The organism is Bacillus sp. FSL M7-0003 (assembly GCF_038628485.1).
Lineage (GTDB): Bacteria > Bacillota > Bacilli > Bacillales > Bacillaceae > Bacillus > Bacillus safensis.
Window position 1 is genome coordinate 3542806 of the sequence record NZ_CP152024.1, and the last position, 17706, is coordinate 3560511.

Consider the following 17706-nt stretch of genomic DNA (forward strand, 5'->3'; position numbering starts at 1 on the left):
AAATTATCATGTTAATTTTGTGATGTCAACGCTTTCTTTTTGAATTTATTTTCTTTTTATTACTCTGTCTATATGCAAAGTTAAATATAGCATTTCATCTTCTATGAGACTTCGGTTGTATTCTTTTTGAACATACTCGTTAATTTTTTCTGCGCATTGAAAAGCTGCAGTGTTTTTCTCTTTTACCACTTCATACAGAAACTCATTTTGATTTTCCATTTGTGTTTCGTTAAACAGACGCTGTCCGAAAAACTTTAAATGCGTCACAAATCGGAAATAATTTAATGATTCCTCATCTAAATCAATTTGAAAGTGATATTTAACGATGTTTAAAATGTCTTGAATAAGTTTGGTGATTTGAATCACGTTTGGCATTTCTTCATTGAGCTCTGCATTGACAATATGCATGGCAATAAAGCCGGCTTCATCCTCAGGAAGATGGATGCTCAGCTTGTCCTCAATGATCCGAATAGCTTCTAAACCGCATTTGAACTCATCTTTATACAGCCGTTTGATTTCCCAGAGCAAGGCATTTTTGATGTCCATTCCTTTTTGATGACGTTCAATGGCAAAGGTGATATGATCCGTCAGCGTCACATAGATGCTGTCATTTAAATCTTTGTTAAGGGTTGTTCTCGCATGCTCAATAATCGCCTCACACACTTGCATATACTCGATTGGAATATCATAAAGCAGGGTTTTGAATTTTTCTGATATATCTTTATTTTGAATAGAAAATACTTTTTCGATTCGTTCTTCGTCAATCGGGTCTCCGCTTTTCTTTTGAAACGCGATCCCTCTGCCCATAATGACCAGCTCATGCTGCTCGTCATCATACGCACTGACAACATTATTATTGATTACTTTAGAAATGATCAATTGATACCCCCCAGTACATTCCGCTTTTTCGAGCATTTTATCGTTGATTCATATGTCATGTTATTATTATTTTCAAAAAAGAGGACTTTAAGATGATTTTACATTTTTTTTTGATCCGGTCAACTAGAAAGAATGACATATTACCTCTCAAAAATGACGAAATAGGGGCAAAAAAGTCTAAAAACATACACAAAAACACTCTATAAAGAGTGTTTAAAGTGTGTTTTTTACAAAATCAGGAGCAGTCCCAATTATAGACGACATTCTCGAAATTTTTTCGTTTAAGGTCTTCTGGTTTGATAAAAAAGTTGGCAATACCGCAATCTCCCCACATCAAATCTACTTCATCATCTGAGTCAATTTGTAATAACAGAACGGTATGTTCTTGATCTACATAGGTACGCGGGTCTTCTTGTGTAAACCCTGGGTACCCGCCCAATTTGTGACCAAAGCCACTCGCTGTTTCATAAAATTCATCCAGCAGGGCATCTGCTTCATCGCCATTAACACCTTCTGCATCTTCGAATAGGTCCCAGCTGTTCTTTCCTGTGACTTTTTCAAAGCGGAAATCTCCTACACTGATCGTTTCGCTTGATAATTCACCTGTAATTGCGCCTTCCTTCGTCACAGGAAAATAAAAATCGTCTGGAATTTTCACAAAAGAAAAATCAGTCATTAACTCTTCTTCTGCCAAGAAAGGTTCCTCAATAAATTTGATGCGAAAATCTTTTTGTTCTGTTTTATGGTCAATATTCATCCCATAAAGATCATCATGCACAGAAATAAAAACTTGCAAAAGTCCTGTTTCTGGATAATCCTTCATCTTGGGCAGCTGGCCGAAATTAATTTGTGCCAAAAGTTTCATAGGATGTCCTTCGCCGTCAACTGGATATTCGTCGTTTTTTGGAAAATAAGGATCACCAGCTATTTTGCTGTCGTATGGTCCTGTTTTTCCTTGTTTCATCTGCAATTGAATCATTGGTTTTTCCGTTTCATCTAACAACGGACGGTAGGGTGCAAGTATTTCTTTCAGCTTCGCTGATTGTGTCACGATGATCTTCCTCCTTATGAATAGGTCTAATGACAAAACTAGTCTCTCTTTTTCTATCATACAGAAGTGTATCCTGCCTGTCAGCGATAAAACGGTCATAATCCTAACAAGTTTCTCACCTTGAAATGATAAAAAAACCTCCGATTCAGCTGGAGGTTTTGTCGTTCTTTTATTTCACTTGATAGTTTACTAAGTCGTTTGCTAATGCTTTCATCGTTTCGTTTGTTTCGTGAAGACCTTCAATAATTTTCGTAAAAGTGCCTACTAGTTCTGCTTGATGCTCAGAGGAAGCGACAATTTGCGCAATTTCTTCTTCCATTCCTTTGATCGACCCCTGCACATCTTTTAGGGCTGTTTCAATATCAGTCGTCGCCTGTTTCGCATGAGTTGACAGCTTTCTCACTTCTGTTGCGACCACTCCAAAGCCTGCTCCTGCTTCCCCTACTCTTGCAGCTTCTATTGATGCATTGAGTCCAAGTAAGTTCGTTTGATCAGAGATACCTTTGATGAGATTGGACACTTGATTGATTTTAGAGGAATTTTCGACAGTGGTTTTCGTATTTTGTAGAATTTGTTCACTTGTCGCTTGTAGTTCCTCTGAATGTGCGGCAACCTGCTGGACCATTGCGACTAGTTTTTCGGAAGCTTCGTTGCTCTCCGTCATGATGTGATCTAATCGTTGTTGATTCGTTTGGTCATATGCCACACAGAAGGCAGCAACCACTTGACCTGATTCATCATTAATTGGAACGGCTACGATATCCATTGGAATCCCGTATACTTCTTTCGGAATTTGGATAAACGATGGTTCTCTCCCATTTTTCAGCATCGCAAAGTTTTGGAATCCAGCATCTAGTGCATCACCAGCTTTAAATCCTAAATCAATATTCCCATGCTGCTGATAGTAAAGAACCTTCTCTTTCCCTAAAACAGAAAAGGTTAGCTGCTCTCTCATAGCGAGTCCAATGATTGGTAAAGCGTCTATTATGTTATCGATTCTCTGTGACATTCGCTTACGTTCATCCTCTCTTTTTCTAGTACACCTTCTTTATCGGTTCGTTATATGATCTATTACAGCCTGTAATGTGTACTAATATCAATCAAATGACCTAAGACATATAAAAAGCCCACATTCTATCAAGAGAATGTGGGTGTTTTTTAAACAAAGTAAATGCACATGAAGACACTGATACCGATGAGAAAAAGATACATATAGTCAATCCATGAGGTGCTGATGATATGATAATACGTTCGCTCTCTCGTCCCTGTGAAGCCCCTGGCTTCCATTGCAATCGCTAAGCGTTCTGATTTTCGTACGCCTTGCGTAAAAAGGGGCAATGCATAACGCATAAAGGCTTTCCAGCTGTTTTTTTGCTTGTAGCCTCTGATTTTGTGTGCAGCTTTCATTTGTTTTAATTCACTTTGAAATAACGGAATAAACCGGAAGCCGGCAAGCATGCCATACGCCCATTTTGGGGACATTCGGCATTGATGAATCAGACTCATCATAAATGCCGTCAAATCTGTTGTGGACGTAAAAAGGAGACCAAATGTCACAAATCCCAGCATTCTAAAAGCGATGGTGAGCCCATTTCTTAAACTCTCCTCTGTGATATGAAACCACGCCCACTTCCAAACGGTATGATCCCCCTTGCCGAAGGCCGCCATCATCCAAAAGACGAGAATAAAAAAGAGCAAATAAGGGACAAGCCTTGTAACGAGATACTTCATATTCCATCCACCTAAAACAACTCCAATGCCAAGAGCAAACAGCCAAATGATAAAGGTAGTTTTAGGGTCAGAAATCGACATGAGACAGCCCATCGCAAGCAGATGAGCGAGTAATTTCATGACTGGATTCACAGTAGAAAGAAAGGATTGATTACTTTGCAATCGTCAGCACGTCCTTTCTTTCTGCCACATAGCGATAATGTAAAGGAGCTCTCAGCTGATAAGCATCGACAAGTTCTTGATTTGAAAATAAATCATAAGGGGTCCCATCATACACATGCTTCCCTTGATGAAACAGAAGCACTTGATCGGCACACTCATCGACAAGCTCCATATCATGTGTGACCATCACAATGGTCGTGCCTTGGCACTGACGCTCTTTTAAACGCCTCATCAACTCCTTCGCCGTTTTTTCATCCTGCCCGAAAGTCGGCTCATCTAACAGCAATACATCTTGATCAAAAAGGAGCATCGTGGCAACACTTAACCTTCTTTTTTGCCCTAAACTTAAGGTGAAGGGATGTGCTTTTGCATGCTTCTCTAAACCGAACTCTTTCAGCAGCTGAACCGTTTTCTCTTGTACGACTGATTCTGGCCAGTTTCGCTGTCTGCCGCCAAAGGCAATTTCATCGAATACTGTGTCTTGTATAAATTGAAGCTCCGGATTTTGAAACACAAAGCCTGCTTTTTCATATAGTTCTCGGTCTGACCACTTTTTTAGGAGTGTATCTTTTAAGAAAATGTGGCCTTTTTTCGTTGGCTCTAAACGAACCAAATGTTTGAGAAGTGTGCTTTTTCCACTTCCATTTTCCCCAATGATCGCCACCCAATCCCCTGATTTGATATCAAGCTGGAGATCACTCATAATCCTTTTTTTCCCGTAGCTTAATTGAAGATTTTCTGTACGAATCATTGTCTTTCGTTCGATTGATGGCACTTTTTCACGCTGCTCTTTTCGTGCTTTAAAGGTTTGCATAAAAGTTTGACTCAGTGGATGATATGGATCTTGAATGATCGTGGACCATTTCTCGGGAAATAATTTGGGCCGCCAAATCCCTGCCTCTTTCATTTCTTCCTCATATGTCGTGAGCACATCTTTTGGAGATCCATCTGCTAAAATGCTGCCTTGATCATCTAATAAAATCACCCGGTCCATCCATTCGATGACACCGTCAAGCACATGCTCTACAAAAATCATGGTCTGCTGCTGATCGGCTGCAAGCTGCTGCAGCAGTTGAAATATGTCCATTCTACCTGCCGGGTCAAGCTGTGCTGTCGGTTCATCAAAGAATAGAACATCCGGCTGTAATGCGAGTAGACAAGCAAGTGCCAATCGCTGCTTCATGCCGCCAGATAAAGTGTGAATCTCTGTATGCGGATCGACATTCAGTTGGACTTTTTGCATGAGCTGCCGAATGATGTCATCCATCTCTTCACGAGGGACGGAACGGTTCTCTAAGCTAAAGGCAATTTCTTCATTGACGCGGTGCATACAAAACTGAGAGTCTGGATCTTGAAACATGACGCCTGTATGTCTTTGCAGCACCACTTCACCCTGCATGTCTGCTTCCACATGATCTGGAATGATTCCAGCCAGAACCGAAATGAGCGTGGATTTCCCGCTTCCGCTCGGTCCTAAAATAAGCACCTTTTCCCCTTTTTGAATCGTAAGGGAGATTTGATGCAAAACGGGCTTAGGCTCTTCATAAAAACGGACAGAGAGTTCATTGCACGCGAGAAATGAATTCATGCTGTTCACCTTTGTTTCGTTTTTCTTTCATGATGGCATATTGATTCAGTACACCTGTTTTGGATAGTGCGTCTACCACCACTTTCGCAAGGCAGCCGCCAAGTATCATTCCACTGATCATTTGAGTCACAAGGGTCATAAGTAAAACTTGAGGCGTGTAATAACCAAAGCCATTTGCCACGAGACTGTACGCCATCGCTCCGATAGCGGCAAAGGCACCAGAGAGCATCAGTGTCCACATGCGATATCGTTTATAACCAAAAAGAGCAAAGGCGATTTCTGCCCCAAGCCCTTGGCATACACCAATCAGCAGAGCTGAAAGTCCAAAGTGGCTGCCTGTCAATAATTCCACAGCCGCGGCGGCTGTTTCTGCAATCAGAGCAGCCCCCGGCTTTTGAATGATATATGCAACGATTGGACTGGCAATGACCCATATTCCAAACATGATGTTGCCTCCTGCTGGACCCACAAGTGCTGTAATCGGTAAGTATAGCGTGGACCACCCTAAATAGATCACACCGCACGCAACGGATAAAATCACCGCAAGGACGACTTCTTTCATCTTCCATGCCATGATGAATGCACCTCCAGTTGAACTGGCCACTCTTCAACAGTGAAGGCCATTTCCCAAAACTTGTACTCGAGCTGGCAGCTTAAGACAAAATGCTGTTTCATTTTTTCCTTTTCCTTCTCACTTGCTGATTCCGCCAATTGATCGAGCCGCCTGCAAAGCTCACCTGTGACAGAATCAGTTAATCCTCCATAAAATGTGATCCACTCATAAAACGGATGTGACGGGTCTGGCTGCACATCTGTAAGCATTCGTTTCCCTATTTCCCAATATGTCCAAGGACATGGAAGCAGGACAGCGATGATTTCACCAAGCGTGCCTTCTTGCGCAACTTGCAGCATGTGATGAATATAGTGGTGAGCACTCGGAGCCAAAGAAGCACCTTGGAGCTCATCATATGCTACTCCTGCCACTCGGCAAAGGTTTTGATGAGGGTGCGTCTCACTATCTAGTACAAACGCAATCTGCTGATGGAAAAACGCAATATCCTCCCTGTCTGTACATCTGCTGAGCGCTGCTGCATAAATTTTAATGAATGCTTGTAAGTATTCTGCATCTTGTTTGACGTAATGAATGATTTGTTCCTTTTCCAGCTTTCCTGCTGCCAGGCCTCTGACGAACGGATGCTGATAAATGGCTTCAAATAACGGTTCTGCTTCTTTCCTTAATCCCGTAGAAAATGTCATAAAAAAAGCCTCCTCTTCTTCAGTTGAATAAATGAAAAAGCCACCCCAAATGGAGCGGCCTTCTTATCGATTCAATCATGAATAAGACAAGGTCCAGCTCCACTTCCCTCCGCTAGTACGAACTAGATCAGGTTCAAAGGGTCCAAGATTTTCTCTTGTCTCAGTCATACATGACTCCCCTAGTGGACTTTTGTCATTTAATTATCTTTACTCTACACATGTGGCGATTTGATGTCAACCGCCTTTCTTAATTCAACGTTCTGATTGTTGGCAGCTTCTCGATCCCTGCAGCATAGTAGAAATTCAGCACACTGAAGAAATCAATCGGCTTTCCTGTTTTTAAATCTACAGCTAAAATATGATCACCGTAATTTGTCATATCATCAATATCTAAGCGTCTTGGTGTTGTCTTCCCGAGTGTATCAACAAAGCTACTATGGTAGTACTGCCCGCTAGCAAACGATGATTCATGATACATAAATAAAGTCTCCACATCTAAGTAGACGAGAATGGCCTCAGAGGAACTTGCGTATGGAGCGGAGTACGACACTGGTGCCGAAATACTTTTCACTTTCACACTGTCAACAGAATGAGTTCTCTGTTCATATTTTCCATCATATGAGAAGTAAAACTCACGCTCCCATTTATAATCGGCGGTCTTTGTTTGCTTATTGTACACTTTTGTACCATTTGCAAATACATCCCCGTTTGCATACTCAGCTACAAAATATTGCAAGGTGGAGGAAAGGGATACAGCCCCCGTGAAATTGGGCGGGTTTTTTGCATTCACTTGTATCGTGTAGGAATCTCCAAATTCTCCGCCGCTTGTAATACCGAATGCATAATCACCTGCTGGTAAATTGGTCAATCCAAGCAGGCTGCCTGCCGGTTGAATTAAATCTGTCGGGTAGGCTTGTCCTGTTTCATAATCAACAACAAATAATTGAACAAAATAATCAGGGTTTGAAGAGGTAATCCGGCTGATGAGTGCCTGAGGTGAAGATGTGCTTAAAAACCATAAATCAACTGGGTCGTCCTCTGTTAAGACAGCCGATTGATTAATAGCTAGTCCATCAATGGAGCGAACGGCAGACGTGCGCATTTTGCCTTCTTTAGCAGCTTTTCGTTTGATACTGATTCCTTTCTTCTTATTCACTTTAAATGATTTTTTCACTTGCTTCTGTTGAATAGCGGTTCCTTCATCCTGCTTTTCAAACGATTCTTGCACTTGCTGAATCGCTTTTTCCGTCAGTGGTGATATTTTCCCTTCTGATTTCGGTGCTTCTTCTGCTTTTAATGCTGGTGAAAACAAACCTGTTGCGACGAGTAAAACAGACAGTAAAGCTGCGGTGATTTTGACATAAAATGCTCTCACAGGAACATCCCCTTTTTCCTCATTTGGGTTTTTTACCCTGTGATTATTTTACCATTATTCTAATTATTGTTTTGGTCTTTTTTGGGACATTTTTATAACAAAAAAACCAGCCGCATGAGTCACGACTGGTTTTTGATCGTTTTATGCAATGGTTTTGACAATCAAGCGTGCTGTTTCTGCACTTGATCCCGGGTTTTGTCCAGTGATGATTTGTCCGTCAACGACAGCAAATGGCGCAAAGGCCTCTCCTTTTTCAAACGCTGCCCCCTGCTCACGAAGTTTTGTTTCCAATAAAAATGGAACTTTTGATGTCAACTGCACGGCTTCCTCTTCTTCATTTGTGAAGCCTGTGATTTTTTTGCCTTCGATAAATGATTTGCCATTTTGGTCCTTCACATCAACGAATGCTGAAACGCCATGACAAACGGCTCCGATCGCACCATTTTTATCTGAAACCGCTAAGATCGCATCCGCTACCAGTTGATTAGACGCAAAGTCGATCATAGGGCCGTGTCCTCCAGCAAAGAAAATTCCGTCATAATCAGCGGGATTCACATCTGTAAGCGCCTTTGTGTCTTGAAGTAATTCATACACATCTTGATACTGCGCTGGGACACCTTCAGGAATTGAATTTTTGTCAATTGGTACAGCGCCACCTTGAATAGAGACAATTTGTACTTCTAGTTCATTTTCTTTAAAAATATGAAATGGCTCTGCTAACTCTTCTAGCCATAAGCCTGTTGGATGTCCATTCATTTCCGGGCTGCTTGTCGATACTAATAACACTTTCTTACTCATCTTGATCATCCTTTCGATTTATCTTGTGGTTATTTTATATTTTGCACAATTAAATATCAAGCAATATGAATTTAGGCCAGCTCATTATGTTATACCCGATTTTCTAAAAAATATGGTATGACTCGAAATCTAATCAATATGTCACATTCTATTGGTAGGGAATTTCATGTAAAATTGTCATTGAGTGATATAATATGAGGAAAGATTGACAGATCTCTCGTCACATGAGGGGATTTTTAAAGGAGTGGAAAAGAGATGAAAACCTATTCGATTGTGATGATCATCATCACGCTCTGTATTATATTGGCCGTCTTTTTGATGAACCTAACGGGGGTCATGTACGGAAAAATCATTTTGGCCGTTGCCGTTGCCCTTTGTCTGACATCCATTATTCGTTTAATGGGTCTTCGAAAAAGATAAAAGCCGCCCTCACTAGGGGCGGCTTTATTTAAGATTAGATCGCCAGCATCAGTGCAATGAGTGCAAGCATTGCTGGTACTCCTTGTTTGATGATAATTGATTTATTGGATGTTACACCGCCAAATACTGCTGCGATGAGCACACAAAGAATGAAAAACAGCTGAATCATATATCCAACGGTATTCGATCCAAGAATGAGCCCCCAAATGAGTCCTGCAGCTAAAAACCCGTTATAAAGCCCCTGATTGGCAAACATTACTTTGACATTTGGATCTTTTTGCAAGTGTTCTGGCAGCTTAAAAGATCGCTTCGCCATCTTTGATTCCATAAAAAACATTTCTAATAACATGATGACAATGTGTTCTAATGCGACAATTCCTACTAAAATCATTGCTAAAATATTCAATTTAGTTAATTCCTTTCTGATAGACGGTCACGAATCTCTATTTTGTCCGTGTATAAATCAAAGTCTTGTATTAATTCTAGCGCTTCTGTAAAGCGACTTTGTGGAATGTCTTTCATTTTTCTCACGCCGAATTCCTTTTTAATAAAAGCCATGATGGTATTGATATGAAGCTTACCGTGGCCATCATACTCCAAATGGCTGCAAAAAGTCTGCATCGTCCCTCGAATCACCTTTAATTGCTTGGCAGTGACACAACTCATTGGTAACGCTCATCCTTTCCTTTGTTTTAACAGCTAAAAAGAATCTTGGTTAAAAGAAAAACCTTCCAGTGTCTATTATATAATGGTTTCATTCGGATATCAAAATAAAAAAGAACAGACATTCGATTGAAAAAACAATCGTGCCCTCACAATCCTTTTCTCACATATCAAAAAGCCGGATTCAATGATAGAATCCGGCTTTCTATTTAGTTACTTTTCACTTTTCGAAATTAACACCTTTCCAACAGAACGATCCTTACTTTGTCCAACGACTTTAAAGGATAACCCATATGTCGGTACATCGCGTCCTGCATCTGGGTTGTTTGGATTCACATAGTTCTTTTTATCACTAAATGTACGAGCCGGGCGAATGTAGCGATCTTGCAAAGTTAAGCCCGTTGTGGCTGTATAATCTATATTCAGCTTCGTACTTGGATTCAAAGAGAATGCTGCATCATGTACTTGGAACCCTGTTGCGGCAATGGAACCATCACTCCATTTTAATACTTGCTGATCTGCATCTACTACGCCAAGGAAGCCGTTCCCCGGATGTTTTCCTACCCAGTTATCACTGTATGATTGATCGACATACCAAACAACCAACCCGTTATTATAGCTCATCAGACTTGCCCCGCGTTTAATATGCTTTAAGCCTTTATCGACATCAGCATAAGAGCGCCACTCTAGTAAATAGTATTGTGCTGCATATTGTTTTCCATTAGATTTTGAGAATCCATTAAAGGTAAAAGTAGACGTGCCCTCGGCATCATCTGACCATACTTTCGCTCCATCTGCTGTGACGTTCAGGTCATCTACGAATAAGCCTGGGAGTGCATAGCCTGCATCAGTTGTGTAACGGAATTGCAGGTCGATTTTCTTCCCTGCATAAGCAGACAGGTCAAAGGCTGCATCTACCCAGCCGTCTGATTTTCCGTCGATGCCATTGCCTTCGTTTGCACCTGCTTCATTTCGATCATTCGTGATGTTACCCGCGATGGTCTTCCATTGATCAGTCCCTGTTTCACGCACTTCGACATACGCATAATCATAATCTTCTTCAATATCGTACCATGCTTTAAATGTCAGCTCTGCTTTGCTTCCTTTTGACAAATCAATACCTGTTGTCGTCATGGTTGCATTCAAATTGTCACCCGTTCCGCTGAAGTACGAATATTTCCCTTGAGCAGGTGTCGTGACGACAATCTCTTTATCTGGTAAATCGACTCGAACGGCATCATGGTTTGTTCCTTTTGTTGCTGCTTCATCAATTAATACTGTTTTGCTTTTATTTAATGTTTTACCATCGATGGTTTGTCCAGAAAGCCAGTTGCCTCCATGCAGATTTTGGAGCATTTCTTTCGCATATGGGCTAAAGCCTGTTGGTTCCGTACCAGGAACTTTACCTGCCCAGCTTCCGCTTGACATGATCGACCAGTAAGAAACGGGCTCTCCTTTGCCTGTGTACTGTGTATCGTACTCGTCAGGAAGACCAAGATCATGTCCGAATTCATGTGTGAACACACCTGCTGCGCCATCTTCAGGCTCGATGGTGTAATCCAACGCGCCTAATTTCCCGCCTTGACCAACTTCAGATTCAGTATCCGGAATTTCAAATACATCACCAAGTGACCAGCGGTGTGACCAAATCGCATCAGCGCCAAGTTGTCCGCCACCTGCTTCTTCACCTACGCCGGCGTGAACGACCATCAGATGGTCAATGATGCCGTCTGGCTCGTTATAAACCCCGTCGCCATCAATATCATAGCGGTCCCATTGATCATACTCGCTGAGATCAATATTCGGATCTTTTGCTGCTGCTTCGAGTGCTTCTTTCACCAATTCGCGCGGTCTGCCGTCACTGCCTGAATCGTCAGGTACGTTCCCGCCGTAATAAGCTGCTTCATGCTTCGCTGTATACCATCCTGCAACTGTTCCACTAACTGTGTAACTGCCGCCAGACTGCTTTTCATAATATTGCTTCATGGATACTTTCCGTTTCCCATCTGGACCGATGTAGCCATTTTTTCCGAAAAGCATATCTTGATAGTGCTGTTGATCGTACTTGTCATAGTACATATCAGTCTCTTCTTTTTTGATACTATTATGCTTATAATCTTTAAAATCTACTAATAAAACCAATACTTTATCATTGCGGACGTCACCTTTATACTTTTCCTTTTTGACCGGTTTTACTTGATTGCCTTCTTTTCCTTTATGCTTCTTTAATTTTTTCTTTTTGGCAAGTTTGTTATGTACCTCTTGTTTGTATTCTTTCAGGAATTCAGGCTCTTCTGTTAAGGTGCTGGCACTTTGTTTCATTGCCGATTCTTCTTTTTTCTTTAGATAGTACTTTAATGCTTTTTGGGTTTCTGCCTCATTGGCATTCTTTTTGATCTTTCCTTGTTTTTTCAAGGCTTTGACGAGACGGTCTTCATTCACGACACTTGAGTCAAATGGAATACCTGAATAATGACCGCCATCTGAGGATGTTGATTTTTCTGTGGTGTGGGCAGATAGAGGGGTGCTGAAAGCTGTCAATGTGCCTAAACTTAGGACAGCGGTTAGTGCAATTTTCGTCCATTTCCCTTTTTTCATATTGGTTCCTCCCTATTTTGGTAATAAATAATATCTAATTCTAGCATATTCCAATATAGTTAAGTCGAAAAACATTTTATTTTCAGAAATTTTGTGGAAAATGCACAATACGTGAATGAAATGGGTGGAACCATATGTCGAAAATAAAAGAACCCTAGGCGATAACCGCCTAGGGTGTTTGTTGTTTTTCTATGAAAGCTGCTGGCCTTGAAAGGCAACCACGTCAAGTGGAGCGGCTAAAAATTCTTTTGCTTTCGCGACGAAAGCCTGGAAATGAGCACTTGTATTATGGCTCTGAACCGCAGCGTCATCTTTCCACACTTCTACCATTAAAAAGGTATTTTCTTTTTCTGTATCCTTGAACAGCTTGTAGGAAACATTGCCTTCTTCAGCCTGTGAAGCTTTCATTAACTCGTTAATTTCTTCTAAAAATACGTTTTCTTTTTCTGGATGAATGGTCATCCCTGCATGAATAATGATCATGTGATCGTCTCCCTTTTTTTTAAAATTATTTCCACTCTGTGATACGGTCGATCGGTAAACGGTAAGATGCATAACCTTCGTCAGCTGCTTTCCCAATGGATAGAAGCATGACTGGTACATAACGTTCTTTATCCCAGCCAAATGTTTCAGCGATGACTTCTTTATCAAATCCGCCAATTGGATTTGTATCATAACCATGTGCACGTGCAGCAAGCATAAGCTGCATAGACACAAGTCCACCGTCAATTAAGATTGTTTCACGGTTCACTTGTTCTGGAAGAACTTCAAAATGTGCAGTTAATGCAGCAATTTGTCTTTCTTTCACTTCTTGCGGCATGTAGCCATTTTCTACTGCTTTTGAATAAATTTCTTCTAAGTATTCATTGTTTTTCATATCTGCAAAAACTGCAATGACAGCTGCTGATGTTGACACTTGAGTTTGGTTGAATTTTGCAAGTGGTGCAAGCTTTTCTTTTCCTTCTGGGCTGTCAATCACCATGAAGCGCCAAGGCTGTGCATTTACTGATGATGGTGCAGTTGTTGCTTCTTCTAAAATCTCTGTCATTTCTTCTTTGCTGATTTTCACAGATGGATCATAGTTACGAATAGAGCGGCGCCCTTTCATAATTTCCATAAAATCGTTTGTTTTTAATGTTGTAGCCATGTGTAACACTCCTTTAGGTTGTTTGAATCTTTTCGATGTTTTGTTGTATACGGATGAGCACATCAGTGAGAAGCCTTCGTTCTTCTTCACTTACGTTTTCAAGCATTTCTGAGATAAATCGTTCTTTTTCTATTTTAGAAGCTTCGATTCTCGTTCTGCCTTCTTCTGTTAAGCGGACAAGTGTGACTCGATTATCTTCTGGTTTTCTTCTGCGTGTGACCATTCCTTTTGTTTCTAGCTGTTTTAAATGACGCGTCACAGCTGCACTATCAATATTTACTTTTTTCTGCAAATCTGATTGGCTGATTTCATCGGCTTGGAATAACAGCGATAGCAACTCAAGTCTTGATTGGCTGATGCCCGTGCATGCTTCGAACTTCACGCCCATCATACGGTTCACGCACTGCAAACGATATAATACTTCTGCCTCTTCAGAGCAAAATGCAGTCAATGCTATCCCCTCTTTTCTATTCAGAAATCAATTACTTGATATATCAATCATTGACTCGTCAATTAATATACACCCATTGTTTGATGATTGCAAGAGGTTTGTTTCATAAAGTGAATTTTTTTATTTCAATAGAAAAAATGAGCCTAAAATGACCATAAAAAAAGACAAAAGCGACGAATCACTTTTGTCCTTTTTCTTTATTCAGTAATGACTGTGTGGATCAATGTTGGTGCATCGGCATGATCAGCAATGCGGATGTTGTCATAAATTTTCTCCATGACATTTGCAACATCTTCACGATTCGCATGCAGAGTCACAAGTGAATCTCCTTTTTCAACACGATCGCCCACTTTTTTGTTCAGCATAATGCCGACAGATAGGTCGATATCGTCCTCTTTTGTTGCGCGTCCTGCTCCGAGGATCATCGCTGCAACACCGATTTCGTCCGCGACGATTTCAGCTACGACACCTGATTCTTTTGCAGGTACTTCGATTTTGTAAGGTGCTTGCGGCAGTTTTTCAGGCTGATCCACAATTGAGCTGTCTCCACCTTGGTTTTCTAAGAATTCCTTGAATTTCTCAAGTGCTTTGCCGTTTTTCATCACTTCAATCAGCTTTTCTCTTGCTTCATCAAGTGTGTCTGCTTTTTTCGCAAGAACGACCATTTGACTTCCTAATGTGAGCACAAGCTCGTTTAAGTCTTCAGGACCTTCGCCTCGGAGTGTGTCAATCGCTTCTTTCACTTCAAGAGAATTTCCAATCGCTAATCCTAGCGGCTGAGACATATCAGAGATAACCGCCATTGTTTGTCTGCCTACGTTGTTTCCGATGCGTACCATGGCTTTTGCAAGCTTTTCTGAGTCTTCTGGTGTTTTCATGAAAGCACCTGCGCCTGTTTTCACATCAAGTACAATCGCATCTGCACCAGCAGCAATTTTCTTACTCATAATGGAGCTTGCAATAAGCGGAATTGAGTTAACAGTTCCTGTTACATCACGAAGAGCATACAGCTTTTTATCAGCTGGTGTCAGGTTGCCTGATTGGCCAATAACTGCTACTTTATGACGGTTCACGAGCTCGATGAATTCGGCTTTTGTAATTTCTACGTGGAAGCCTTTGACCGCTTCAAGCTTGTCCACTGTACCGCCCGTATGCCCAAGACCGCGCCCTGACATTTTCGCAACAGGTACATCTAGTGCCGCAACAAGAGGAGCAAGTACAAGCGTTGTTGTATCGCCTACACCGCCTGTTGAGTGCTTGTCTACTTTAATACCGTCAATGGCGGACAGGTCAATTGTATCTCCTGAGTTCGCCATAGCGAGTGTTAAGTCTGCACGTTCTTGATCCGTCATATCTTGGAAGAAAATCGCCATAGCCAAGGCACTTGCTTGGTAGTCAGGAATTGTTCCGTCCGTATAACCTTTGACAAAGAAAGAAATTTCCTCTGAAGATAATTCTTTTCCGTCACGTTTTTTCGCAATGATATCTACCATTCTCATTGTTTTCACCATTCCTTTTTTTAAATTAGTAAATCAAACCGACAACGCCTGCTGTTAAGAAGCTGACAAGAGTTGCACCGAATAACAGCTTTAATCCAAAGCGTGCGACTACGTTTCCTTGCTTTTCGTTTAAGCCTTTGACTGCTCCAGCAATGATACCGATAGAAGAGAAGTTCGCAAATGATACAAGGAATACAGAAATGATCGCTTCTGTACGAGCAGTGAATTGGAAAGCATCACCGGATAGAATTTGCATTGCCACAAATTCGTTAGATACCATTTTGGTCGCCATAATGCTTCCTGCTTGTACCGCTTCGCTCCAAGGAACACCAACAATGAACGCAAATGGAGCAAAGACGTATCCAAGTACATCTTGGAAAGAAACACCGATGGCAGCTGTAAAGATACCGTTAATCATCGCAATTAATGCAACAAATCCAATCAACATTGCAGCAACAACAATCGCTACTTTGAAACCATCCATAATGTATTCGCCAAGCATTTCGAAGAAGGATTGTCTTTCTTCCTCGACGACTTCAAGCATGTCTTCGTCCTTAGACACTTCATATGGATTGATGATCGATGCGATAATAAATCCACCAAATAGGTTCAGCACAAGTGCTGTAACCACGTACTCTGGTTTAATCATTTGCATGTATGCACCGACAATCGACATCGATACCGTCGACATTGCAGATGCACATAATGTATAAAGACGCTGCTGAGGTAATAATCCAAGCTGTTTCTTAATAGAAATAAAGACCTCTGATTGACCTAAAATCGCAGACGCTACTGCGTTGTAAGATTCTAGTTTCCCCATACCGTTTACTTTACTAAGCAAATATCCAATTCCGCGTACGATAAGCGGAAGAATACGCCAATGCTGCAGAATACCGATTAACGCCGAGATAAAGACGATCGGCAGTAAGACGTTGATGAAGAAAGTGGACGCATTATCATTCATTAACCCGCCAAATACAAAGTTGATTCCTTCGCCGGCATAGCCTAGAAGCATTTGGAATCCTTTTGCAAAGCCTCCGACTAGAAAGTTTCCAACACCTGTATTGAGCAGAATATAACCTAAAATAAATTGCAGTACAATCATGACAATTACTGGACGGAATTTCACTCGTTTTTTCCCATTACTAGCCAGCCATGCAATGGCGAGAATCACTAGCAAACCGATGATACCAATCACGTATTTCATGTTTTTCCTCCTTGAATGAATTCGTTTACATTAATGCGCTTGTATAGAACAAACCCTATTTCGCAAACAAAACGCGGAAGAAATTCCCAGAAGCGAGTTCCTTCCGCATATGACTTTTTCATCATTTATGAGTCATGAATGTTATCCTACCATAGGATCGTATGAATTAATAGTCTTTCGAAGGAGCTGATTGATCCCCTTTGATAATGGAAACGCCTGCACTTGCGCCAATACGGGTAGCACCTGCAGCTGTCATTGCCTCAACGTCTTCTTTTGTTCTCACGCCGCCTGATGCTTTCACACCGATGTCAGGTCCTACTGTTTTACGCATTAATGTAATGTCCTCAGCCGTTGCACCGCCTGTACTAAATCCAGTCGATGTTTTCACAAAATCAGCGCCCGCTTTCACTGAAAGCTCACAAGCTTTGACTTTTTCTTCATCAGTAAGTAAACATGTTTCAATAATGACTTTCACTAATGCTTTGCCTTTTGCTGCGTCTACAACTGCACGAATATCTTGTTCAACCACATCATATTCGCCGTCTTTCAATGCCGCAACATTGATGACCATGTCCACTTCTGTTGCACCGTTTTCAATGGCATCCTTTGTTTCGAATGCTTTCACCGCTGTTGTGTTTGCGCCTAACGGAAAACCGATGACTGTACATACATCAACACCTGTTCCTGCTAGTTCTTTCGACGCTAGAGATACCCAAGTTGGATTTACGCAAACAGATGCAAATTGATAAGTCTTTGCTTCTTCAAGTAACTGCATAATTGCAGCTCTAGATGTATCTGGTTTTAGTGCTGTATGATCAATGAGCTTTGCTATCGTCATGCTTCACACTTCCTTTTAATTATGATACTTTCATCATATATG

18 protein-coding genes, 1 pseudogene and 1 riboswitch are annotated in these 17706 nt (G+C 41.2%); of the genes and pseudogenes, 1 reads left to right on the plus strand and 18 read right to left on the minus strand.

What is annotated here, in order from left to right; all coding sequences use genetic code 11:
- Positions 1-45: 45 nt before the first annotated feature.
- The 9 genes from MHI23_RS18190 to MHI23_RS18230 form a co-directional block, all read right to left on the minus strand.
- Entirely contained in the window at positions 46-879 is an 834-nt protein-coding gene (locus MHI23_RS18190; protein ID WP_342492147.1) for a PRD domain-containing protein, read from the minus strand.
- Positions 880-1114: 235 nt separating this feature from the next.
- Positions 1115-1930 carry a YwqG family protein gene (locus tag MHI23_RS18195; protein ID WP_098677084.1) on the minus strand — a complete coding sequence of 272 codons (816 nt, stop codon included), beginning with the start codon at positions 1928-1930 and terminating at the stop codon, positions 1115-1117.
- 169 nt (positions 1931-2099) lie between these two features.
- Positions 2100-2939, minus strand: a complete 840-nt coding sequence (locus MHI23_RS18200; protein WP_025093771.1) for a methyl-accepting chemotaxis protein — start codon at positions 2937-2939, stop codon at positions 2100-2102.
- Between the two features lie 149 nt (positions 2940-3088).
- Positions 3089-3823, minus strand: coding sequence for an energy-coupling factor transporter transmembrane component T (locus MHI23_RS18205; protein WP_197202751.1), 735 nt, complete (start codon positions 3821-3823; stop codon positions 3089-3091).
- Positions 3813-5411 carry an energy-coupling factor transporter ATPase gene (locus tag MHI23_RS18210; RefSeq protein ID WP_342492148.1) on the minus strand — a complete coding sequence of 533 codons (1599 nt, stop codon included), beginning with the start codon at positions 5409-5411 and terminating at the stop codon, positions 3813-3815. The genes MHI23_RS18205 and MHI23_RS18210 overlap by 11 nt, the downstream gene beginning before the upstream one ends.
- Positions 5386-5985 carry an ECF transporter S component gene (locus tag MHI23_RS18215; protein WP_041108436.1) on the minus strand — a complete coding sequence of 200 codons (600 nt, stop codon included), beginning with the start codon at positions 5983-5985 and terminating at the stop codon, positions 5386-5388. The genes MHI23_RS18210 and MHI23_RS18215 overlap by 26 nt, the downstream gene beginning before the upstream one ends.
- Positions 5970-6668 (minus strand): thiaminase II, encoded by a 699-nt coding sequence (gene tenA / locus MHI23_RS18220; RefSeq protein WP_342492149.1) that lies wholly within the window; start codon positions 6666-6668, stop codon positions 5970-5972. The genes MHI23_RS18215 and tenA overlap by 16 nt, the downstream gene beginning before the upstream one ends.
- Positions 6669-6755: 87 nt before the next feature.
- Positions 6756-6859: riboswitch (TPP riboswitch) on the minus strand.
- Positions 6860-6915: 56 nt separating this feature from the next.
- Positions 6916-8043: a hypothetical protein gene (locus tag MHI23_RS18225; RefSeq protein WP_041108440.1), complete on the minus strand. Its 1128-nt coding sequence runs from the start codon at positions 8041-8043 to the stop codon at positions 6916-6918.
- Between the two features lie 141 nt (positions 8044-8184).
- A complete protein-coding gene (locus MHI23_RS18230; protein WP_342492150.1) occupies positions 8185-8841 on the minus strand; it encodes a type 1 glutamine amidotransferase domain-containing protein in 657 nt (218 codons plus the stop codon).
- Positions 8842-9096: 255 nt separating this feature from the next.
- On the opposite strand from MHI23_RS18230, the gene MHI23_RS18235 reads away from it, so the two are divergent.
- Entirely contained in the window at positions 9097-9261 is a 165-nt protein-coding gene (locus MHI23_RS18235) for a hypothetical protein (RefSeq protein WP_003214630.1), read from the plus strand.
- A 34-nt stretch (positions 9262-9295) separates the two neighbouring features.
- Here MHI23_RS18235 and MHI23_RS18240 read toward each other — a convergent pair whose 3' ends face one another.
- The 9 genes and pseudogenes from MHI23_RS18240 to deoC all read right to left on the minus strand — a co-directional run bounded on the left by MHI23_RS18240 (position 9296) and on the right by deoC (position 17664).
- Positions 9296-9667, minus strand: coding sequence for a DUF1304 domain-containing protein (locus MHI23_RS18240; protein ID WP_041108444.1), 372 nt, complete (start codon positions 9665-9667; stop codon positions 9296-9298).
- 5 nt (positions 9668-9672) lie between these two features.
- Positions 9673-9927, minus strand: coding sequence for an ORF6C domain-containing protein (locus MHI23_RS18245; RefSeq protein ID WP_012011773.1), 255 nt, complete (start codon positions 9925-9927; stop codon positions 9673-9675).
- A 210-nt stretch (positions 9928-10137) separates the two neighbouring features.
- Positions 10138-12522: an immune inhibitor A gene (locus tag MHI23_RS18250; RefSeq protein WP_262089864.1), complete on the minus strand. Its 2385-nt coding sequence runs from the start codon at positions 12520-12522 to the stop codon at positions 10138-10140.
- 189 nt (positions 12523-12711) lie between these two features.
- Positions 12712-13005: a putative quinol monooxygenase gene (locus MHI23_RS18255; RefSeq protein ID WP_262089865.1), complete on the minus strand. Its 294-nt coding sequence runs from the start codon at positions 13003-13005 to the stop codon at positions 12712-12714.
- A gap of 25 nt (positions 13006-13030) precedes the next feature.
- Positions 13031-13669, minus strand: a complete 639-nt coding sequence (locus MHI23_RS18260; protein WP_041108448.1) for a nitroreductase family protein — start codon at positions 13667-13669, stop codon at positions 13031-13033.
- 13 nt (positions 13670-13682) lie between these two features.
- A pseudogene (locus MHI23_RS18265) lies at positions 13683-14167 on the minus strand (MarR family transcriptional regulator).
- A gap of 150 nt (positions 14168-14317) precedes the next feature.
- Complete coding sequence (locus MHI23_RS18270; RefSeq protein WP_342492151.1) at positions 14318-15619, minus strand: pyrimidine-nucleoside phosphorylase; 1302 nt, start codon at positions 15617-15619, stop codon at positions 14318-14320.
- Between the two features lie 25 nt (positions 15620-15644).
- Positions 15645-16826 (minus strand): NupC/NupG family nucleoside CNT transporter, encoded by a 1182-nt coding sequence (locus MHI23_RS18275; protein ID WP_041108453.1) that lies wholly within the window; start codon positions 16824-16826, stop codon positions 15645-15647.
- A gap of 166 nt (positions 16827-16992) precedes the next feature.
- On the minus strand, positions 16993-17664 hold the full coding sequence (deoC, locus tag MHI23_RS18280) for a deoxyribose-phosphate aldolase (protein ID WP_075621446.1): 672 nt from the start codon (positions 17662-17664) through the stop codon (positions 16993-16995).
- Positions 17665-17706: the final 42 nt, after the last annotated feature.